The organism is Streptosporangium sp. NPDC048047 (assembly GCF_040653115.1).
GTDB lineage: Bacteria > Actinomycetota > Actinomycetes > Streptosporangiales > Streptosporangiaceae > Streptosporangium.
The window spans coordinates 23,510-44,912 of record NZ_JBEZNH010000035.1 but is presented as its reverse complement, the minus strand read 5'-3'; the positions used below and the strand labels follow the sequence as shown (position 1 = coordinate 44,912).

General features: G+C 73.2%; 16 protein-coding genes. 10 read left to right on the top strand and 6 right to left on the bottom strand.

Annotated features, from left to right (window positions below; all coding sequences use genetic code 11):
* Positions 1-45 precede the first annotated feature (45 nt).
* The 3 genes from AB0D67_RS26105 to AB0D67_RS26095 all read left to right on the top strand — a co-directional run bounded on the left by AB0D67_RS26105 (position 46) and on the right by AB0D67_RS26095 (position 4,663).
* The gene (locus AB0D67_RS26105; protein WP_362941047.1) at positions 46-1,266 is read left to right on the top strand and encodes a class I SAM-dependent methyltransferase; all 1,221 of its coding nucleotides are present in this window, start codon (positions 46-48) and stop codon (positions 1,264-1,266) included.
* 283 nt (positions 1,267-1,549) lie between these two features.
* Positions 1,550-2,788 (top strand): acyltransferase, encoded by a 1,239-nt coding sequence (locus AB0D67_RS26100; protein ID WP_362941044.1) that lies wholly within the window; start codon positions 1,550-1,552, stop codon positions 2,786-2,788.
* 219 nt (positions 2,789-3,007) lie between these two features.
* Entirely contained in the window at positions 3,008-4,663 is a 1,656-nt protein-coding gene (locus tag AB0D67_RS26095; RefSeq protein WP_362941041.1) for an MFS transporter, read from the top strand.
* Between the two features lie 183 nt (positions 4,664-4,846).
* On the opposite strand, the gene AB0D67_RS26090 is transcribed toward AB0D67_RS26095, so the two are convergent.
* Complete coding sequence (locus AB0D67_RS26090) at positions 4,847-4,999, bottom strand: hypothetical protein (RefSeq protein ID WP_362941038.1); 153 nt, start codon at positions 4,997-4,999, stop codon at positions 4,847-4,849.
* Positions 5,000-5,020: 21 nt separating this feature from the next.
* Here AB0D67_RS26090 and AB0D67_RS26085 point away from each other — a divergent pair, with 21 nt between their 5' ends.
* Positions 5,021-6,268 (top strand): cytochrome P450, encoded by a 1,248-nt coding sequence (locus AB0D67_RS26085; RefSeq protein ID WP_362941035.1) that lies wholly within the window; start codon positions 5,021-5,023, stop codon positions 6,266-6,268.
* A 322-nt stretch (positions 6,269-6,590) separates the two neighbouring features.
* On the opposite strand, the gene AB0D67_RS26080 is transcribed toward AB0D67_RS26085, so the two are convergent.
* Positions 6,591-7,613, bottom strand: coding sequence for an NAD-dependent epimerase/dehydratase family protein (locus tag AB0D67_RS26080; protein ID WP_362941032.1), 1,023 nt, complete (start codon positions 7,611-7,613; stop codon positions 6,591-6,593).
* Positions 7,610-8,956: a nucleotide sugar dehydrogenase gene (locus AB0D67_RS26075; RefSeq protein WP_362941029.1), complete on the bottom strand. Its 1,347-nt coding sequence runs from the start codon at positions 8,954-8,956 to the stop codon at positions 7,610-7,612. Before AB0D67_RS26075 ends, AB0D67_RS26080 begins: the two co-directional genes overlap by 4 nt.
* Positions 8,957-9,324: 368 nt before the next feature.
* Here AB0D67_RS26075 and rfbH point away from each other — a divergent pair, with 368 nt between their 5' ends.
* The gene (rfbH, locus tag AB0D67_RS26070; RefSeq protein WP_362941026.1) at positions 9,325-10,629 is read left to right on the top strand and encodes a lipopolysaccharide biosynthesis protein RfbH; all 1,305 of its coding nucleotides are present in this window, start codon (positions 9,325-9,327) and stop codon (positions 10,627-10,629) included.
* Positions 10,630-10,796: 167 nt separating this feature from the next.
* Entirely contained in the window at positions 10,797-12,113 is a 1,317-nt protein-coding gene (locus AB0D67_RS26065) for a nucleotide disphospho-sugar-binding domain-containing protein (protein WP_362941023.1), read from the top strand.
* Between the two features lie 267 nt (positions 12,114-12,380).
* Here the strand turns inward: AB0D67_RS26065 and AB0D67_RS26060 are convergent, their stop codons facing one another.
* On the bottom strand, positions 12,381-13,832 hold the full coding sequence (locus tag AB0D67_RS26060) for an extracellular solute-binding protein (protein ID WP_362941020.1): 1,452 nt from the start codon (positions 13,830-13,832) through the stop codon (positions 12,381-12,383).
* Between the two features lie 354 nt (positions 13,833-14,186).
* Between AB0D67_RS26060 and AB0D67_RS26055 the strand changes: the two genes are divergently transcribed.
* The 4 genes from AB0D67_RS26055 (at position 14,187) to AB0D67_RS26040 (ending at position 19,127) form a co-directional block, all read left to right on the top strand.
* Positions 14,187-14,594, top strand: coding sequence for a YciI family protein (locus AB0D67_RS26055; protein ID WP_362941017.1), 408 nt, complete (start codon positions 14,187-14,189; stop codon positions 14,592-14,594).
* 6 nt (positions 14,595-14,600) lie between these two features.
* Positions 14,601-15,746: a DUF6596 domain-containing protein gene (locus AB0D67_RS26050; RefSeq protein WP_362941014.1), complete on the top strand. Its 1,146-nt coding sequence runs from the start codon at positions 14,601-14,603 to the stop codon at positions 15,744-15,746.
* 295 nt (positions 15,747-16,041) lie between these two features.
* The gene (locus tag AB0D67_RS26045; protein ID WP_362941009.1) at positions 16,042-17,628 is read left to right on the top strand and encodes a class I SAM-dependent methyltransferase; all 1,587 of its coding nucleotides are present in this window, start codon (positions 16,042-16,044) and stop codon (positions 17,626-17,628) included.
* Between the two features lie 20 nt (positions 17,629-17,648).
* The gene (locus tag AB0D67_RS26040) at positions 17,649-19,127 is read left to right on the top strand and encodes an FAD-dependent oxidoreductase (protein WP_362941003.1); all 1,479 of its coding nucleotides are present in this window, start codon (positions 17,649-17,651) and stop codon (positions 19,125-19,127) included.
* 254 nt (positions 19,128-19,381) lie between these two features.
* On the opposite strand, the gene AB0D67_RS26035 is transcribed toward AB0D67_RS26040, so the two are convergent.
* Both AB0D67_RS26035 and AB0D67_RS26030 read right to left on the bottom strand, forming a co-directional pair.
* Positions 19,382-20,119: a class I SAM-dependent methyltransferase gene (locus tag AB0D67_RS26035; RefSeq protein WP_362940997.1), complete on the bottom strand. Its 738-nt coding sequence runs from the start codon at positions 20,117-20,119 to the stop codon at positions 19,382-19,384.
* Complete coding sequence (locus tag AB0D67_RS26030; RefSeq protein ID WP_362940992.1) at positions 20,119-21,165, bottom strand: cysteine synthase family protein; 1,047 nt, start codon at positions 21,163-21,165, stop codon at positions 20,119-20,121. Before AB0D67_RS26030 ends, AB0D67_RS26035 begins: the two co-directional genes overlap by 1 nt.
* Between the last annotated feature and the right edge of the window lie 238 nt (positions 21,166-21,403).

Here is a 21,403-nt window from a genome sequence, read left to right as displayed (position 1 = left end):
AATCACCGATAAAGGGCCCGCGAGGGCCGGTGTTAACGTCGGGTCATGCATAATCCATGTCGAATCTGTGGCGGAACCGTCAAGGGGTCGATCGACCTCGGGCGCCACCCCCGTGGAAACGCCTTCCCCCGGCCGGGGGAGACGTCGGACGAGTTCTTCTACCGGCTGGTCGTCGGAATGTGCGACGTGTGCACGATGGTCCAGCTGCTGGAGGACATCCCACAGGAAGTCCGGTACCACGACGAATACCCCTACCACGCCTCCGGGTCGGCCATTCACCGGCGGCATTTCGAGGACATCGCCCAGGGATTCCTCGACACCGAGCTGACCGGCCCCGACCCGTTCGCCGTCGAGATCGGCAGCAACGACGGGGTCATGCTCGCCAGGATCGCACAGGCCGGCGTGCGCCACCTGGGCATCGAGCCGTCCCGGCAGGTGGCCGAGATGTCGAGGGCCAAGGGCGTCCGGGTGCTCCCGGAGTTCTTCGACGAGGGCACCGCGGAGCGGATCCGCGCCGAGCACGGTCCCGCGGACGTCATGTTCGGGGCCAACGTGATCGCGCACATCTCCCACCTGGCCTCGGTCCTCCGCGGCGCCGCCCTGCTGCTGGCCCGCACCGGCGTGTTCGTCTTCGAGGAGCCCTACCTCGGCAGCGTCGTCGAGAAGACCGCCTTCGACATCCTCTACGACGAGCACTCGTTCGTCTTCTCCGTCCGGGCGATCCAGGCCGCCGCCGAGCGCTTCGGCCTCGAACTCGTCGACGCGCGGCCCATGGAGATCCACGGCGGCTCGATGCGCTACACCCTGGCCCCGGCGGGCGCGCGCCCGGTCTCACCCCGGGTGGGCGAGCTGCTGGAGAAGGAGGCCGCACAGGGACTCGGCGAGCACGCGGCCCTGGAGGAGTTCGCCCGCCGGGCGCGGACCGTCCGCGACGACCTCACCGCGCTCGTGCGGGACCTGCACGCCCAGGGCAAGCGGATCGTCGGGTACGGCGCGCCCGCGAAGATCACCACGGTGACGAACTACTGCGGCATCGGCCCGGACCTGATCCCCTTCGTGTGCGACTCCACGCCGTCGAAGCAGGGCCGCCTGGTCGCCGGGACGCACATCCCGGTCAGGGCGCCGGAGGCGTTCTCCGCAGACCACCCGGACTACGCGCTGCTGTTCGCCTGGAACCACGCCGAGGAGATCATGGCCAAGGAGCGGGAGTTCGCCGAGCGCGGCGGCCGGTGGATCCTCTACGTGCCCGACGTCCACATCGTCTGAGGCCGTACGGCGACGCCCGGCGACACCGGAGCGTTCGAGACGCCCGGTGACGTCCTGCGGCGCGGGGCGGGCGAGGACGTCCGGCGGCGCGGGGGCGTCCTGCGGCACGAGGGCGTGGGGACGCCCGTTTGTCAGCACGTGTGGAGATGCGGCCCCGGAAGGGGAGCGCGAATCATGGTGACCGTCCGGTCGCCCCGTTTCCGCGACCCCCCGGTTCCCACCTCGCCGGCCAGGGCAGCCCCGCAGACTCGCCGGCCAGGGCGGCCAGAAGAAAGGAAGAGCCATGGTGTCCGTGGCAACGTCATCCGGCCAGGCCGGCGCTCCGGCCGAGCGCCGCCCCGATCTGCCAGCGCTGACGGGGATGCGCATCATCGCCGCACTGCTGGTCTTCCTCTGCCACGCCGTGCTTCCGGTGACCTCCGGAAACCACAACCCCCCGATGCCGTACGGCGATCAGGGGCTCACGATGAAGCTGCTGTGGTTCTTCTCCGCGGGCGGGCAGATCTCCCTGTCGTTCTTCTTCCTGCTGAGCGGTTTCATCATCACCTGGTCCACCCGCCCGGGTGACCGGGTCCTGGCGTACTGGCGCCGCCGCGTCGTGAAGATCTTCCCCAACCACGCGGTCACCTGGGCGCTGGCCATGCTCCTGTTCGCGGGCGCCTACACGCCGTACTTCGGCCTGCCGAACCTCTTCCTGGTCAACTCCTTCTCGCCCGACCCGGCGCTGTGGGGCGGGGCGAACATGCCGGCCTGGTCGCTGGGCCCGGAGATGTTCTTCTACCTGCTGTTCCCCCTGCTGATCATCCCGATCAGGAAGATCGCCGAGAACCGGCTGTGGCTGTGGGCGGTCGCCACCGTCGCCGCGATGGCCGTGCTCTGCCTCGTCACCGTCTACGTCATCCCCGACTCCCCGACCTACCCCGGTGAGCCGCAGTCGCTGCCGCAGTTCTGGTTCAGCTACATGTTCCCGCCGGCCCGCCTGGTCGAGTTCGTCCTCGGCATGATCGTCGCCCGCCTCGTCATCAGCGGCCGGTGGCCGCGGATCGGCGTCGTGCCCGTCGTGCTGTTCATGATGGTGGGCTACGCCGCCGCGCTGGTGGCCCCCGCGCCGTTCAACCAGACGCTCGTCTCGGTGGTCCCGTTCGCTGTGGCGATCGGCTCCCTGGCCGTGACCAACATCGGCGGCACCCGCACCGTCCTGGGCAGCAGGCCGATGGTCTGGCTGGGCAACATCTCCTTCGCCTTCTACCTGACCCAGTCCTTCATCCTGTTCTACCTGCTCCCCAAGCTCTTCGGGCAGGCCGGCTACGGCGTCGTGGGCGGCACCGCGCTCATCCTCGGGATGATCGTCGCCAACCTCGTCGCCGGGTGGGCGCTGCACACGCTGGTGGAGCGGCCCGCGATGCGCTGGTGGAGCGGCTCCCGCAGGACCCGCGCCCCCCGCGAGGAGGTCCGGGAGGCCCCGGCCGCGCCGGCGCCGGTTCCGGCCGGAACCGGCGCGGGCACGGGCCCGATCGACTGACCGGGTCCGCCGTACGGCGGGGGCTGCCACGGCGGAGATCGGAAAAGAGCGCAGTCTGGCGGAAGCGCAGAGAGGGGCGCCGCCGGAAGACTGGCCGGTGCGCACGTCATCGCGGGAACGCCGCGGGGGCGTGCGCGCCGGAACGCCGACCTTACAACGACCCTCCGGCCGCGCCGTCGGATCCGCCGGCCGGGGGCCACGCCGAAGGAGGGATCTCCGATGGACACCACCCCCGAGGCCGGAGCCGTGCGCGCCGGCCCGCGCCAGTGGGCCGGACTGGCCGTGCTGGCCCTGCCCACCCTGCTGCTGTCGCTCGACATGAGCGTCCTGTACCTCGCCCTGCCGCACCTGAGCGAGAAGCTGGGCGCCACCGCCACCCAGCAACTGTGGATCACCGACGTCTACGGCTTCCTCATCGCCGGGTTCCTGGTCACCATGGGCGGCCTGGGCGACCTGGTCGGCAGGCGCAAGCTGCTGCTGATCGGCGCGGCCTGCTTCACCGTCGCCTCGGTGGCGGCCGCATACTCCTCCAGCGCCGAGATGCTGATCGTCTCCCGCGCGCTGCTCGGCGTCGCCGGGGCCACGCTGATGCCCTCCACCATGGCGCTGCTCGGCAACATGTTCCCCGACCCCCGGCAGATGGGCACCGCCATCGCCGTCTGGATGAGCTGCTTCATGGGCGGCATGGCGCTCGGGCCGCTCGTCGGCGGGCTGATGCTGCAGCGGTTCTGGTGGGGCTCGGTGTTCCTGCTGGCCATCCCCGTCATGGCGCTGCTGCTCATCGCCGGGCCGCTGCTGCTGCCCGAGTACCGTGACCCCGCGGGCGGGCGTGTCGACCTGGTCAGCGTGGTGCTGTCCCTGGCCACCATCCTGCCGTTCGTCTACGGCCTCAAGGAGCTCGCGAAGCACGGCTGGGAGCCGCAGTACCTCCTGTCCATCGCGGTGGGCATCGTCGTCGGCGTGTTCTTCGTGCGCAGGCAGCGGACCCTGGAGACGCCGCTGCTGGACCTGCGGCTGTTCGCGCACCGCACGTTCCGCGCCGCCCTGATGATCATGGTGCTGGGCGGGGCCGCCAGCGGCAGCTTCTTCCTCGTCAGCATGTTCCTCCAGACCGTGAAGGGCATGTCGCCGCTGGAGGCGGGGCTCTGGCTGGTGCCGTCGACGGGTGCGACCATCGCCAGCGTCATGCTGGCCCCGGTCATCGCGCGGCGGTTCCGCCCCGGCCACGTCATCGCCGCCGGCCTGGCCGTCACCGCGGTGGGCTACCTGATGCTGAGCCAGGTGGACGGCTCCACCGGGATGGCCTTCGTCCTGACCGGCCTCATCGTCGGCGCCGTCGGCGCCGGCCCCATGGGGGCGCTCGGCACCGGCCTGATCTTCACGTCCGTCCCGCCGGAGAAGACCGGCGCGGCCTCGGCGATCTCCGAGACCGGCGGCGAGTTCGGGATCGCGTTCGGCGTCGCCGTGCTGGGCAGCGTCGGCGCCGCCGTGTACGGCAGCCAGATCACCGTTCCCGCCCAGGTCCCGGCCGAGGCGGCCGCCGCCGCCCGGGAGGGCATCGCCGGCGCCGTCGGCGCGGCCGAGCAGGTGGGCGGCACCCTCGGGGCCGAGCTGCTCACCGCCGCCCGCGAGGCGTTCACCACCGCGATGAACTCCGCCACCGGAACCAGCGCCGCGCTGGCCCTGGCGCTGGCCGTCGTGGCGGCGGTCGCACTGGGGCACGTGCCGCCCACCGGCCAGGCCGAGGCCGCGGAGGCGGCCGAGGGCGGGCCGGAGCAAGCCGGCGACGCCGCCGCGACCGCCCAGGACGGGCGGGCCGGCGAGCACTCCGCGCCCGCCGGAGTCGCCGCCGAGGCCGCGAACGCCTCCGGCTGACCCCGGAACCGCCCGGCGGCCACGGCACCCCGTGGCCGCCGCAGGCGCGCGAGGACCGTGGACCGCCACGGCCCGGAGCCGCCACGCCGCACCCGTCGGCGTGGCGGCTTTTCCATGTGGTCCGGGGGCCGGCTCCCGGGGCCCTCGTGATCTCCCTGCCATTTCGTATTCGGAATTGCTGACTTACCGGATCGCATTCCCGGACACTTTCCGGGCGGCGCGGATGGAAATAGCCTTGGAATGTGGCGCCATGCCGGGGCGGAATTCCCATCCGCCGGCGGCGTCGTATTCCCCGCATATCTTCTCATGGTGTTCCGGCACCTCGACCAGCTCCATCACGAAACTCGGGAGACATCCGTGGAAAGACGCTGCCCCGTCCTCGACACCACCGGCCGAGACCTCCACGGGGAGACGGACCGCCTGCGTGAGCTCGGCCCCGCCGTCCCCGTCCAGCTCCCCGGCGGCGTCATCGCGTGGTCGGTCAACCGCCACGACGTCATCAGGAAGCTGCTGACCGACCCCAACGTCACCAAGAGCGCCCGCAACCACTGGCCCGCGTTCATCAACGGCGAGATCCCGCCCGACTGGGAGATGATCAGCTGGATCGCCATGGACAACATGGTGACGGCCTACGGCAAGGACCACGTCCGGCTGCGCAGGCTGGTCGGCAAGGCGTTCACACCGCGCCGCACCGAGGCGATCAGGCCGCGCATCGAGGAGCTGACCGGCCAGCTCCTCGACGCCCTGGCCGCCGTCCCGCCCGGCGAGGTCGTGGACCTGCGCCAGCACTTCGCCTACCCGCTGCCGGCCCGCCTGGTGGCCGACCTGATCGGCATGTCCGAGGAGGCCCGGGTCGAGACCGCCAAGGTCATCGACATGATGGTGGACACCACCGTCACCCCCGAGCAGGCCCAGGCCATCCTGATGGGCTGGCGCGGCGCGATGGAGGAGCTCATCGCCGAGAAGCGCCGCAACCCGGGTGAGGACATCACCAGCGACCTGGTGGCCGCCCGCGACGAGGACGGCTCCCGCCTGTCGGAGGTCGAGCTGACCGACACGATCTTCGCGATCCTCGGCGCCGGCTCCGAGACCACGATCAACTTCTTCGACAACGCCATCACCGCCCTGCTCACCCACCCCGACCAGCTGGAGCTGGTCAGGTCGGGCCGGGCGACCTGGGACGACGTCATCGACGAGACCCTGCGGGTGGAGTCGCCGCTGGCGCACCTGCCGCTGCGCTACGCCGTCACCGACATCGAGCTCGACGGCGTCACCATCCCCAAGGGCCAGCCGATCCTCGTCAACTACAGCGCGGTGGGGCGCGACCCCGCGCTGCACGGCGACGGGGCCGGTGACTTCGACATCACCCGGCAGGACAAGGAGCACCTGTCGTTCGGCCACGGCCCGCACTTCTGCCTCGGCGCCGGCATCGCCCGCGCCGTCGCGACGATCGGCCTGTCCTCGCTGTTCGAGCGGTTCCCCGGGCTGAGCCTGGCCGCGGACCGGCGGGACCTGCAGCCGCTGCCGACGTTCATCATGAACGGCCACCGCGCCCTGCCGGTGCGGCTGACCGCCCAGGTGCCCGCCGGAGCGGGCGCCCGCTGAGCGTCCCCTCGCGAGAACCCCGCGCGGCCGCCGGCCGGGCCCCTCACCCGGGGGGCCCGGCCGGACCCGTGCGGGGCTTCCTCCGCGTCTCCCGTGGCCTCTCGGGGGCCGCGGCCGTACGCGACGATATGGGAACCCCCGCGACGCACCCGGAACCCCCGGACCTCGTGGGAGGGGGATCCCGTACCTCCGGGAAGGACTCCGGGCACGTGAAAGATCCGGCCGGCGCGTGTCGCGCCGGCCGGATCTCCCATGTGCCGTCCGCCGGAGGATTACGGACGGCGGTCCCGCCCGCCGGGGGAGACGGGCGGCGGTCCCGCCCCTACCGGGCGCCCCCGCCGGTCGCGTCCCCGCCGGTCGCGCCGCTGTCGGGAAGGGCCAGCCACCAGGGGTTGGCGCGGGCCCAGGCGATCGTCCTGGCCAGGCCCTCGCGCAGGGGCGTCGCGGCCTGCCAGCCCAGGACCCGCCGCGCCTTGCCGCTGTCCGGGATGCGCCGGGGCACGTCCTCGTAGGCCGACCCCAGCTCCGCCCGGGTGTCCACCGCGACGCTCGTCGTGCCGGCGCCGGTCAGCGCCGCGACCAGCCCGGCGGCGTCGCCGACGGTCGTCTCCTCCATGCTCCCCAGGTTGAACGTCTCCCCGGCGGCAGCCGGGTGGGAGGCGGCCAGCAGGGTCCCCTCGACGGCGTCCCCGACGAACGTGAAGCAGCGGGTCTGCTTGCCCCGGTCGTACACCACGACCGGGCGCCCGTTGAGCGCGCGGTGGATGTTCCGGCTCACCACGAACGCCGGCCGCTGCCGGGGGCCGTAGGCGTTGAAGTACCGCACGATCGTCGCATCCAGCCCGTGCTGGCGGCCGAACGCGAGCGTCAGGTGCTCGGCCAGCGCCTTGGCCGAGGAGTAGGTCCAGCGGTCGGCGGAGGTCGGGCCGAGCACCCGGTCGGCCTCCTCCGACCAGGGCACGTCGGGGTTCTTGCCGAACACCTCGCTGGTGCTCGCCACCACGACCCGGGCCCCGACGGCGGCGGCCCGCTCCAGGACGTTCCTGGTGCCCTGGAAGTTGATGTCGATGACGTCGAGCGGGCGGGCGAGGTACTGGTCCACCCCCACCACGGCCGCGAGGTGGTAGACCACGTCCACCCCCCTGGTGATCGCCTCGGCGAGCCCGCCGGGGTCGCGGACGTCCCCCCGGACGTGCCGGGCGTGCTCCCGGGCGATCCGCTGGTCGTCGGGGAGCGGGCCGCTGTCGAAGACCGTCACCTCGTCGCCCCGGCCGACGAGCCGCTCCACCAGGTGGCTTCCCACGAACCCCGAGCCGCCGGTGACGACGGCGCGTACCGGGCTCACCGCCCGATCCCGCGGTAGACGTACCCCAGCCGCCGCAGCTCGGCGATCTTCTCCTTGGGGTAGTAGGCCCGGCCGTCCAGCAGCAGGCACGAGGGCGCCACGGGCAGCGCCGCGAAGTCGATGTCGCGGAACGCCCGGTGCATGGCCAGGACCGCCACGCAGTCGGCGCCGCGCACCGCCTCCTCCAGGCTCCCGGCCGGCCGCAGCTCCAGCTGCTCCTCGGCCTGAACCGGGTCGACCAGCGGGTCGAACGCGCGGACCTGGACGCCGGCCTTGCGCAGGGCCGTGACGACGCCCTCCACCGGCGTCGCCCGCAGGTCGCCGGTGTCGTTCTTGAACGCCAGCCCCAGGATGGCGACCGTGCAGTCCGCGGGCTCCTTGCCGAGCCGCAGCAGCTCGTCGACGACGAGCTGCGTCGTGTACTCCGGCATCGCGGTGTTGACCTCGCGGCCGAGCGGCGCCGTACGGATCTCCACCCCGCGCGTGCGGGCGGTGTGCCAGACCATCCACGGGTCCTTCACCAGGCAGGAGCCGCCGACCCCGATGCTGGGCAGCAGGATGTTGACGTTGCCCGTGCCCTTGGGGACCGTGTTGGCCGCCGCGATCACGTCCAGCACGTCCACGTCGAACGGCGCGCAGAACTTGGCGAGCTCGTTGGCGAGCGCGATGTTCAGGTCGATCCACCAGTTGTCCGCGAGCTTCACGATCTCGGCGGTCTCCGGGGAGGCGACCGGGATGACGTCCACGCCCAGGCCGCCCCGCCAGAACGCCGACGCGGCCAGCGTGCTGTCCTCGTTCACCCCGCCCACGGTGATGGGCAGCGCGCGCAGCTCGCGCAGCGCGGTGCCCTCGGCGAAGCGCTCGGGGGAGAAGGCGAGCCCGAAGTGCTCGCCGGCGCGCAGCCCGCTCCGCTCCAGCAGCGGACGCACCAGATCCCTGGTGGTGCCCGGCGGGACGGTGCTCTTGACCACCACCAGCTGTCCCTCCCGCAGGTGGGAGGCCAGCCGGGCGCAGGCGGCGCGCAGGTGGTCGTCGAACAGCGAGCCGTCGGGGTGGACCGGGGTGCTGACCGCGATGAGCACGACGTCCGCGGCGCGGACGGCGGAGTAGTCGGTGGTGGCCGTCAGCCGCCCGCCGGCCGCGGCGTCCGCGATCAGCTCGGCCAGGCCCTTCTCCTGGTAGCGGCAGTGGCCGCCGGCCAGCTCGTCGACCAGGTCGGCGTTGATGTCCACGCCCGTGACGTCCCAGCCGCGGTCGGCCAGGAGCGCCGCGATGCACGAGCCGACATAGCCGAGCCCCACGATCGCGACTTTCGGGTCTTGCCGGTCGGGTAGGAAACGCATCGACGCTCCTATCGGAAGAAATAATGAGAATTGATTTCCGTGGTCAGGGCGCGCCTGTTTCGTTTCCGTCCGTCGATCGCCCTGGCATGCGTCTTCTAGCGCATCGTCATTCTTGGCGGTCCCGCGCCGCATCTCCTGGAGTGCGAGATGGGAGGGGGTGCGGGCGGGCGGGAAACCCGGCAATCCACAAGATGCGCGGCGCGGCCGCCGTGGCGAATGCTGAGGCGGTGCGGCCGGAAAGGCGTCCCTCCGCGCCCGGCGCCCGTGGCCTCCGTGGCCTCCGCGGGCCGCGGCCGGTGCCGTCCTCCCGCGCCGCGGCCGCCATGCCGACGGGCCCCGGCACCCGCCGATCGAGACAAGGACCGTACATGAACGATCACAAGGCTCTGATCCTGGACGAGGTCCGCAAGTATCACCAGGACGTCCAGACCAGCGGGGAGTTCGTTCCCGGGGTCACCGAGATCTGGCCGACCGGCGCGGTGCACGACGTCGAGGACCGGGTGGCGCTGGTCGAGGCGGCCCTGGACCTGCGCGTGGCGGCCGGGAGCCGGGCGCGTAAGTTCGAGTCGGTCTTCGCCCGGAAGGTCAAGCGGCGCAAGGCCCTGCTGACGAACTCCGGCTCCTCGGCCAACCTCCTCATCGTCTCGGCCCTGATGTCCCAGAAGCTGGGGGACATGCGCCTGCGGCCGGGCGACGAGGTGATCACCGTCGCGGCGGCCTTCCCCACCACGGTGAACCCGATCCTGCAGAACGGCCTGGTCCCGGTCTTCGTGGACGTCGAGCTGGGCACGTACAACCCCACCGTGGAGGCCGTGGAGCGGGCGATCGGGCCGAAGACGCGGGCGATCATGATCGCGCACACCGTCGGCAACCCGTTCCCGGTGGCGGAGATGGCGCGGCTCGCCACCGAGCACGACCTCTTCCTCATCGAGGACAACTGCGACGCCCTGGGTTCGAAGTACGACGGCGAGCCGACCGGCACCTTCGGCGACATGGCCTCCATCAGCTTCTACCCGGCGCACCACATGACGATGGGTGAGGGCGGCTGCGTCGTCACGTCCAACCTGGCCTTCGCCCGCATCGTGGAGTCGCTGCGCGACTGGGGGCGCGACTGCTGGTGCGAGCCCGGCGAGAGCAACACCTGTCTCAAGCGCTTCAGCTACCAGATGGGCACGCTGCCGGAGGGCTACGACCACAAGTACATCTACTCGCACGTCGGCTACAACCTGAAGATCACCGAGCTGCAGGCCGCCCTCGGCCTGAGCCAGCTCGACAAGATCGACGAGTTCTGCGCCGCGCGGCGGCGCAACTGGCGCCGGCTGCGCGAGGGACTCGACGGCGTCCCGCACCTGGTGCTCCCCGAGGCGACCCCGCGCAGCGACCCGAGCTGGTACGGCTTCGTCCTCACCGTGGACCCGCAGGCCCCGTTCGGCGCCAAGGAGCTGGTGGACTTCCTGGAGGACCGGAAGATCGGCACCCGCCGGCTGTTCGCGGGCAACATCATCCGGCACCCCGCCTACACCGACCGGGAGTACCGGATCGTCGGGGAGCTCACCAACACCGACGTCATCACCACCCAGACGTTCCACATCGGCGTCTACCCCGGCCTCACCGACGAGATGATCGACTACGTCGTCTCCTCCATCAAGGAGTTCGTGCGGGCGCGCGGATGACCGGCCGGACCGGGCCCGGCGGCACGCGCCGCTGACCGGCCGCGCCGGGCCCGGCGAAGGCGGTCCGTACCGTCGACCGGCTTCGCCGGGCCCGGCCGCCCCGGCCTCCTCGCGGGGTCCTGACGCCCCAGGCCACCAGGTAAGCGATGTTCCAAGGGAGACCGCCAATGCGCGTAATGCTCAGCGTCTGGCCGCAGACGTGCCACCTCTACCCCGCCATCCCCTACGCCCAGGCGCTGCAGCTCGCCGGGCACGAGGTCTGCGTCGCCTGCCCCCCGGGCGCCGCCGACGACATCGTCGCCGCCGGTCTGACCGCCGTCGTCTGCGGCGAGCCCGACACCGACGGCTGGCTCCGGGACGACATCCACCCCAAGGCCGACGAGATGGAGCGTCTGGCCGCGCTGCTGGAGATCCCCGCCGCCGAGCGCGACAACTGGGACGTCTTCTTCCAGTACTACATGATGGCCGTCCGCTTCCACCTGCCCTCGCGGCCCAGCAAGCAGAACGAGGCGCTGGTCGAGTTCGCCCGCTCCTGGAAGCCCGACCTCGTCCTGTGGGACCCCTGGTTCCCCGCCGGGGCCGTGGCGGCCCGCGCCTGCGGCGCCGCGCACGCGCGGGTGCTGATGGGCCCCGACTACAGCGGCTGGGCCGTCGAGAGGTTCGCCGCGCACGCCGGCCGTACCGGCGCCGAGCGGGCGGTGAACCCGCTGGCCGAGGCGGTGCGCCCGCTCGCCGCCCACTACGGCGTCGAGGTGGACGACGAGCTGCTGGTCGGCCAGTGGACCGTCGACCCCATGCCCGCGGAGATGCGGCTGTCCGCCGGCATCGCCTCGCTGCCGGTCCGCTGGAGCCCCTACAACGGCGGCGGCGTCAAGCCGGCCTGGCTGTACGGCGGTCCCGAGCGGCCCCGCCTGGCGCTGTCGGTCGGCCTGTCGACCCGCGCGTACCACAAGGGGGAGTGGCGCACCCCCAAGATCCTGGAGGCGGTCGCGGGCCTGGACGTCGAGGTGGTCGCCACCCTCAACGCCGACCAGCTCGAAGGCGTCGGCGCCATCCCCGCCAACGTGCGCACCGTCGACTACGTCCCGCTCGTCCAGCTCCTGCCGACCTGCTCGGCGAGCATCAACCACGGCTCCAGCGGCACCTTCTGGGCCTCGGTGGCCGCCGGCCTGCCGCAGATCGTCACCGACACCGACGAGGCCCAGCGGATCGTCGTCGCCGACGGCGAGAACGCCAAGATGGCCGAGCGGCACATCCTCTCCAAGGTGGCGGCCCGCTACGTCGAGTCCCGCCGGGCGGGCCTGCGGCTGAACCACCAGACGCAGTCCGTCGAGGAGGTCAGGGCGCAGATCGTCGCGGTGCTGGAGGACCCGGCCTACCGCGCCGGCGCCGACGCCGTCCACGGCGAGTGGCTGGCCAAGCCGGGACCGGGCGAGATCGTCGCGGACCTGGAGAAGCTCACCGCCGAGCACCGGCGGCGCTGACGACCCGCCAGAGGGGCCGGGGCGGACACGATCCGCCCCGGCCCCTCTCGCGTGCGCGGGGGCCGGGCCGTACGGGGAGGGCCGCCGTGCGCGGGGCCGCGCGGAGGTCCGGCCGTGCACGGGGATCGTCGTGCGCGGGACCGCGCGGGCCGGGCCGTCCCGTGTGAGGCCGCGCGGAGGGGCGGGCGCACGCGAAGGGTCCCGGGCGCCGTCCGCGCCCGGGACCCTTCCCGATCTTCCAGCTCTCCGGCCGGAGCCGGCGGGGCGTCAGCCGTTGAGCCGCACGACCGCCTCCATGTCGGCCGCCGAGTAGTCGCGGCCGGCCGCGGCCTCGCTGAACGCCTCCACGCTGAGGCTGTGGGTGGGGCTGTTCTCCGGGTCGCGGAACCCGGAGGTCTGCGCGTACTCGTTGTAGATGTCCAGCAGCCGCTGCGCCTCGACGTCGGCGAAGGCGAAACGCTCCTGCGGGTCGGCGTCGCGGGCCAGGATGTCGCCCATGGCGCGGGTCATGACGTCCTGGTTGCCGGCGAAGTCACCGAAGATGGCGCCCTCCGACGCCGGCACCTTCCCGGCGAGCTCCGGCCGCCGCCGCACGGCGCCGGCCGGGAACCTCATGACGTGGTCGTAGGCCACCCGGTGGCGGGGGTGTCGGTCGAACCAGCCCTCCTCCTCCAGCAGCGCGGCCGCGGAGTAGGTCAGCGGCAGGAAGCTGTTGGCCCGGTGCCGCTCGGCGGCGTACTCCGGGTTGTGCAGGTACTGCAGGAACGCCAGCGCCCCCTCCCGGGTCGCCTCGTCCAGGCCGTTGGCCAGCCACAGGGACGTCCCGGCGATCGCGTTGCCGACGTAGGGCACCCGGTCGTCGTACGGGAAGATCCCGACCTCCATCTCGAAGTCGTTGTCCTCCGCGGCCCGGTGCATGTAGTTCACGTCGTTGGAGGAGGAGATGCGGATCGCCACGTCCTGCTCGGCGAAGGCCCGCAGCGTCCCGGCCCAGTCGGGGATCTTGCCGGTGTAGAGGTAGTGGCCGTCGCGGTGCAGCTTCTTCCACCACGTCGCCCAGGCGATCATCTCCGGCGAGCCCATGGTGGAGGTCGTGGCCCGGCCGGCGCGGCCGTTGTGGTTGTCGACGAGCAGACCGCCCTGCGACGCCACCGCCTGCTGGATGAACGTGCCGTGGTTGGACCAGGTGATGGCGTGCGAGGGGCCGTCCTTCGTCGCGGCGACCGCCCGGCAGACCTCCTCGACCTCCTCCCAGGTCTCCGGCAGCTTCGTCACCCCGGCCCGGCGCAGCAGCCCCTTGTTGGCGTACAGCAGGCTCGTGGTGGCCACCGTCGGCATCGAGTCGAGGTCGCCCTGGTAGGTGTAGTAGTCGCGGATCGGCGGGATGATGTCGTCGATCACGACGGGCTCGCCGAGGATCTCCGTACGGCCGCCGATGGCCTTCTGCACCGAGGTGAACAGCGGGCTGCCGTCCTGCGCCAGGGAGTCGCGGGCCGCCTGGGTCATGTAGAAGTAGTACTCCGAGATCGCCGGGGTGCGGCCCTCGGCCGCCGCCTCCGCGACCTGACGGGGGAACCGCCAGAAGTCCTTGCCGTGCACCCGCACCTCGTACTCGGGGTGGGCCCGCTCGAAGTCCTCGCCCTGCTTGTACCAGCGGTCCATCCAGCCGGGGAAGGTCAGGTCCGGCACCCACACCTCGATGGGAATCCTGCGTTTCATTGGCCCTCTCTCTGCTTACGTGGCTTTCATGACGCGCGGCCGTGGCACGGACCGGCCCGCGGCCGACCGGCGTCCGGCCCGCGCGCCGGTGAACGGAGATGCGCACAGGAAGGTCGCGGAAACGGGCCGGGAAAGGGCCCGCCCAGCGTCCATGATTTGCCGCCCTGGGAACGTCCGCATCTCCGTGGTTGCGGAGGAGACCGCAGTCGTCCCCGGGGTGGCGGCGGGTCCGGGGGAGCGGGCGGGGAATCGGCCGGGAAAAAGTTCCGGAGGGATGTCGAGAACCCGGGTGCGGCTCCGTCCCCGGAGTGAACACGGCCACAATGGGGGCCGTACCGTACCGAGGAGAACACGATGGCCAAGTACCTGCTTCTCAAGCACTACCGGGGCGGGCCGGCGGCGGTCAACGACGTGCCGATGGACCGGTGGACGCCCGAGGAGGTCTCCGCCCACGTGCAGTACATGCGGGACTTCGCCGACCGCCTGGAGGGCACCGGCGAGTTCGTCGACGGTCAGGCGCTCTCCCCTGAGGGGACGTTCGTCCGCTACGACGGCGAGGGGCGCCCGCCGGTCACCGACGGCCCGTTCGCGGAGACCAAGGACCTGATCGCCGGCTGGATGGTGATCGACGTCGAGACCTACGAGCGGGCGCTGGAGCTGGCCGGCGAGCTGTCCGCGGCGCCGGGCGCGGGCGGGAAGCCGATCCACGAGTGGCTGGAGCTGCGGCCGTTCCTGGCCGAGCCCCCGACCATCACGGAGTGACGCACCGTGGACGAGGCGCTGCTGCGGACCCTCACCCCGGCTGTGATCGGCGTCCTCGTCCGTCGCGGAGCGGACTTCGCGGCGGCCGAGGACGCCGTGCAGGACGCCCTGGTCGAGGGGGTGCGCGTCTGGCCGGAGGACCCGCCGCGGGACCCCAAGGGCTGGCTGGTCACCGCGGCCTGGCGCAAGTTCCTCGACGCCGCCCGCGCCGACGTCTCCCGTCGGCACCGCGAGGCGCGCGTCGAGGACGAGCCCGTGCCCGGTCCGGCCGGGACGACGGACGACACGCTCCAGCTGTACTTCCTGTGCGCGCACCCGTCCCTGACGCCGGCCTCGGCCGTCGCGCTCACGCTGCGCGCGGTCGGCGGCCTGACCACGCGTCAGATCGCGCGGGCGTACCTCGTGCCGGAGGCGACCATGGCCCAGCGGATCAGCAGGGCCAAGAGGACCGTCTCCGGCGTCCGGTTCGACCGGCCCGGTGACGTCGCCACGGTGCTGCGCGTGCTCTACCTGGTCTTCAACGAGGGCTACTCCGGCGACGTCGACCTCGCCGCCGAGGCGATCCGGCTCACCCGCCGGCTGGCGGCCCAGGTCGACCACGAGGAGGTCGCGGGCCTGCTCGCGCTCATGCTGCTCCACCACGCGCGGCGTGCGGCGCGGACCGGCCCCGGCGGCAGGCTCGTGCCCCTCGCCGAGCAGGACCGCGGCCTGTGGGACACCCGCCTGATCGCCGAGGGCGTGGAGGTGCTCCAGGCGGCCCTCGGCCGCGACCGGCTGGGCGAGTTCCAGGCCCAGGCCGCCATCGCCGCGCTCCACGCCGACGCCCCGGTGGCGGAGGAGACCGACTGGGTGCAGATCGTCGAGTGGTACGACGAGCTGGTGCGCCTCACCGGCAGTCCGGTGGCCCGCCTCAACCGGGCCGTCGCGGTCGGGGAGGCCGACGGCCCGCGGGCCGGGCTGGCCGCCCTGGCGGAGCTCGACCCCGCCCTGCCCCGCCACACGGCCGTCGCGGCGTATCTGCGCGAGCGGGACGGCGACCTGGCGACCGCGGCGCGGCTCTACGCCGAAGCCGCCCGGTCGGCGTCCAGCCTCCCCGAACGCGACCACCTCACGCGGCAGGCCGCCCGGCTCAACGCGCGACTGCGCGTCTGAACGGCGGCCCGGTCCGGCACGCGGCCACCTGACCACCCGGTTACGCGGTCGCCCGGTCGCGTGGTCAGGCGGTCGCGTGGTCGCGCGGCGCGGCGCGACCGCCCGGTCCGTGTGGCCGGAACGCGGCGCCGCACGCCGGGAGATGCCCGGTCCCGGAACCCGGTGTGATGCTGAAGGGCGTCGTCCGCCACCGCGCCCGCGGCGGCGTTCCACGCCGGAACCGCGGTACGGACCTCCGCGCCCGCGGCGGCGTCCCGCGCCGGACCCGCGGGATGGACCTCGCGAAAGGACCGCAATGAGCGTTGACAGCACGTACCGGACCGGCACCCGTGGGACCGCCGGTGCCCTGGTGGAGGAGTTCGCCGCCGCGCCGGACGCCGGGGTGCGGGAGGCGTACCGGCGGCTGGTCGAGGCGGTGTGGGACGGCGGCACGCTGACCGGCCTCGCGCTGCCCGCCGCCCCCGAGATCGTGGACGGCCTGGACCGGGCCGACGACGACCGGGCCGGCCTGCTGGCCGTGCTGCTCGGGCTGCTCGCCGAGGCCGAGGCGTACGTCCCGGACAGCCCGGTGCGCGCCGCCGTACGGCGGGGCATGGACCGCTACCTGGACCGGCTGGACCGCTGCGGGTCCGACGAGCCCCTGGCCCAGGGGCTGATCTACCTCCTCGCGCACTTCCCCGAGGACCGCGACCGGATCCTCACCCAGGTCTCCCGGCTGGAGCTGCCGGCCGACGACCTGTCGCGGCTGGACCGCTGCCTGCGCGAGCTGGACCCGGCCGACCCCGACCTGGGCCGGGTGTGGCCGGCGCCGTCGGTGTGGCGGCTCACCGACGAGGAGAAAGCCTTCGACAGGGCGTGGATCGCCTCGCTGAGCCCCGAGCAGATCACGGTGAACTGGCGCAACGACACCCGCAACGTCTGGGCCTACATGGGCGCCAAGGCGTACTGGACGGTGCGTGACGGCGTGCCCGCGGCGATCCCCCGCGTGCCGCACCCCGCCGACACCGGAGCCACCGTGCCGCCCGCCGCCGAGGCCGGGCCGGAGCTGCTGCGCCCGCACGCCGCCGCGTTCCGCTGCCCCGCCTGCCACGACCGCCTGGACTTCGGCGCCGACGACGCCGGCGGCGTCCGCTGCGAGCGCTGCGCGGTGACCTACCCCGTCACCCGGGGCATCCTCGACCTGACCGAGGGCATCAGCGACGCCGCCGCCGGCACCGGCGACGAGGCGTCGGCCAACCTGCTGCGCAAGCTCGCCGAGATGCCCACCATGGGCCTCTACTACGAGGCCCTCATGCGGCCGGAGTTCCTGCGGGTCGCCGGGTCCAACTGGGACTCCGCCGTGACGCCCGCCTCCGAGGACGCCTACATCTCCTCGCACGTGCGCCCCGTCGACGGCCCGGTGCTGGACCTGGCGGCCGGCGCGGGCCGCTGGACCGGCGTCATCGCCCAGGCGGTCGGCTCCGAGCGGCTGGTCGCCCTCGACATGGGCCTGCCGATGCTGAGCACGCTGCGCGGCAAGCTGCCCGAGGTGCCGGCCGTACGGGCCAGCGCGCTCGCGCTGCCGTTCGAGGACGCGAGCCTGGGCGCGGTGGTCTGCTGGAACGCCCTCCAGGCGTTCCCCGACGACGCCGGTACGGCCATCGCCGAGGTGGGCCGCTGCCTGCGCCCCGGCGGCACCTTCACGCTGATGACGTTCGTGTGGGACACCGACCCCGTCTACCGGCACTTCCAGGCCGCCCACTCCTTCCCCGGCCGCCCCGCCGGAATGCTGCTGTTCGAGGCCGAGCAGCTGCGGACCTGGCTGGCCGAGGCGGGGATGGTCGTCCGCGAGGAGTCGGGCAGCGGGACGTTCGTCTTCATCACCGCCGAGCGCGCGGCCTGAGCCGGGAAGGAGAGCCGCACGTGACCACCGACGTCACCACCGCCGCCGAGGCCCCCGGCCCCGCCGCCGACGTCACCACGGCCGCCGGTCCCACCACCGCCGCCACCGCCACCGCCGGGACCACCGGTACCGCCGGAGACGCCGTCGCCCGCCCCGGTGAGCCCGGCTACGACGCCGCGACCGCCGTGTTCAACCTGGCCGCGCCGCCCCGCCCGGCGGCGGCGGTCATCGTGCGGACCGTCGAGGACGTCCGCGCGGCCATCCGCCTCGCCGACGTTGAGGGGCTGTCGCTGCGGGTGCACACCACCGGCCACTCCGCCCCCGCCGCCCGGCCCATGCGCGACGCCCTGCTGATCCGCACCGAGATGGACGGCGCGGTGGAGGTGGACCCGGTCCGCCGCGTCGCCCGCATCCCCGCCGGAACGCGCTGGGGCGTCGTGGCCAAGGCCGCGGCGCCGTACGGCCTGGCCGTCGCGCACGGCTCGTCCCCGACAGTCGGCGTCGTCGGCTACCTGCTGGGCGGCGGCCTGAGCTTCTACGGCCGCAAGGTCGGCCTGGCCGCCAACGGCGTCCGCGCCGTCGACCTGGTCACCGCCGACGGCGAGCTGCGCCGGGTGGACCTGTCGTCCGACCCGGACCTGTTCTGGGCCCTGCGCGGCGGAGGCGGCGGCTTCGGCGTCGTCACCGCCGTCGAGGTGAAGCTGTTCCCCGCCGCCCAGGTGGTCACGGGAACGACCTGCTGGCCCGCGGCCCACGCCCCCGCGCTGCTGCGGGCCTGGCGCCGCTGGACCCTGGACGCGCCCCCGGAGGCGACGACCTCCGTACGGGTGCTGAACCTGCCGGACATCCCCGACGTGCCGCCCATGCTGTCGGCGGGTCCCATCCTGTGCGTGGACGGCGCGGTGCTCGCCGAGACCGACGACGACGTGGCCGCCGCGCGGCGGTACGCCGACGAGCTGCTCGGCCCGCTGCGCGCCGTCGCCGAGCCGGTGCTCGACACCTGGCAGCTCACCGAGCCGGTGAACCTCCTCGACACGCACATGGACCCCTCCGACCCGGTCGCCGTCATCGGCGACCACATGCTGCTGGGCGACCTGGGCGACGACGGGATCGACGCGCTGCTGCGGGTGGTCGGCGAGGGCTCCGGCTCACCGCTGATCTCCGCCGGCCTGCGCCAGCTCGGCGGCGCGTACGCCAGGTCCCACCCGCAGGGCGGCGCGCTCGACCGCCTCGACGCCCCCTACGCGTACTCGGGAGGCGGGGTGCCGGACCTCACCGGCACCGCCGAGGCCATCACCCGGCACATCGCGACCGTCCGGGAGGCGCTCGCCCCCTGGGACACCGGGTGGACGACGCCGACGTTCGTGGAGTCGCACGCGCAGCCGCAGCGGCACCTCTCCGACGCCCGGATCGCCGCCGCCGACCTGGTCCGCCACCGGGTGGACCCGGCGGGCCGCTTCCGCGACGACATCATGCCCGGCGCCACCAGGCTGGTCTGAGCGCCGCCGCGCCGTACGAGAGGCGCGGAAGCACAGGGAACGGGAAAGCACAGGCCGCCCCGTCCGGGTCATCCGATCCGGGCGGGGCGGCCTTCCGGTCTCCGGGGCCTGCCGGAACACGCGGACCGCCGGCTCCGGCCGTCCTGGGACGGTCTTCCAGCGTCCGGGGCCGGATCGACGGGGGCGAAGGGCGCGGGGCACGCCCAGGGCGGACCGGGATGTCCCGGTCCGCCCTGGGCAGGCGGCGCGGACGGTCAGCCGGCGGGCTTGACCGCCCAGATGACCCGGTTGTACAGCTCCACCGGCGCGGTGGGGACGATCGTGACCTGCTCGAAGCCGGCCTCGACCAGGTGGTCCCGCCAGAACTCCGGCGTGGTGAGGATCTCGCCGTCCTCGCGCATGAAGCGGGGGAGCAGGTCCACCTGCAGCAGCATGCGCTCGAAGCAGGCGTTGAGGAGGTAGTGCCGCGCCTTGGCGGTCAGCAGGTCCAGGATGTCGAGCGCGCGCTCCCGGTCGCCGGGCTCGCCCATGACCCGGCAGAACTGGTCGGCGTTGATGAAGCGCCCGCCGGGACGCAGGACGCGGAAGAGCTCGGCGGCGGAGGCCGCGTAGGTGTCCAGCTCCAGGTGGTGCAGGGCGAAGCTGCTGATCACGACGTCGAAGCTGTCGTCGGGGAACTGGGAGAGGTCCTGCACCACGCCGTCGGTGAACGTCACGTCCGGGTCGGCGGCGAACTTCTCCAGTGCGGCCGCGACCATCGTCGGGGCGGGGTCGAGACCGACGATCCGGGCCCCGGGCAGCGCCTCACGGCACAGCGAGGTGAGCCGGCCCGTGCCCGACCCGACGTCCAGCAGGTCCGTGGCGCCGGGGGGCAGCAGCCCGACCGCGGTGGACAGCAGTTCCACGTTGGAGGCGTCGGTGTTCAGCACCTTGTCGTAGTCGATCGCGACGTCGTTCCAGTGCGTCTTCGAGGTCTCGGACGTGATGGTCATCAGGCTCCACACTTTCCTTTGAGGGTGACCGGCGAGGTGATCGCCGGAGACGCGGTGGCCGGCGGCGCGGTGGCCGGAGGCGCGGGGTCCACGGGGGCGTCCCAGATGGACAGGTACCGCTCGCCGCTGTCCGGCAGGATCGTGACGATCGTGGCTCCGGCCCACCGCTCCCGGCCCGCCAGGACCCGGGAGGCGTGGACGGCGGCGCCCGAGGAGATCCCCGCGAACAGGCCGGAGTGGCGGGCGAGGTCGCGGGCCGTGCCGATCGCGTCCCCGTCGGTCACGGTGATCACCTCGTCGATGCAGGTGACGTCGGTGACCGGGTTGACGAAGCCGCCGCCGATGCCGGGGATGCGGTGCGGGCCCCGCTCGCCGCCGGACAGGACCGGCGAGCCGGCCGGCTCGACGGCGACGACGTGGACGTCGCCCTGCTCCTTGAGGTATCGGGCGACGCCGGTCAGCGTGCCGCCGGTCCCCACGGCGCAGACGAACACGTCCACCGAGCCGCCGCAGGCGTTCCAGATCTCCGGCCCGGTCGTCTCGTAGTGGGCCGCCACGTTCGCCGGGTTGCGCTCCTGGCCGACGAGGAACGAGCCGGGGATGGACCGGTGGAGCTGCACGCCCCGCTCGATCGCGGCGAGCAGGCCCTCCTGGAACGGGGACAGCACGATCTCCGCGCCGAACGCCCGCAGGATGGCGCGCCGCTCCTCGGTGGCGTTGTCCGGCAGGACGATGACGCACCGGTGGCCGCGCGAGGCGCAGAGCGCGGCGAGCGAGATCCCGGTGTTGCCGGACGACGCCTCGATCACCGTGCCCCCGCTGGGGGGGAGGGCGCCGGAGCGCTCGGCCTCCAGGATCATCCGCAGTGCGGCCCGGTCCTTGACGCTCGACAGGGGGTTGAGCATCTCCAGCTTCGCCAGCAGCCGGACGTCCGGTGGGCAGTCGGGGAGGGCGAGCCGCAGCAGCGGGGTGCCGCCCACCAGCTCCTCCAGGGACGACACCACCGCGTGGCCGGTCGCCACGGGTGGCTGCAAGCTGACGGTCATGGTTTCTCCTCGCACGTCGGAAGGATGGGAGGCCGGTCATGGGGACGGGTGACGGGCGGGGCGGAACCCGGCGGCCCGGCCCGCGTCCGTGACAGGTCCATGACGCGTCCATGGCGGGCCCGCCGCGGGCGGAGGCGGCGAGGGAGGGGAATGGCCGGAGCCGGTCCTCGGCACAGCGGACCCCTCCTGCCTCGCGGGGGACCTGCACGATCAGCTTCCCGCTCGCCCGGCCGCGGCA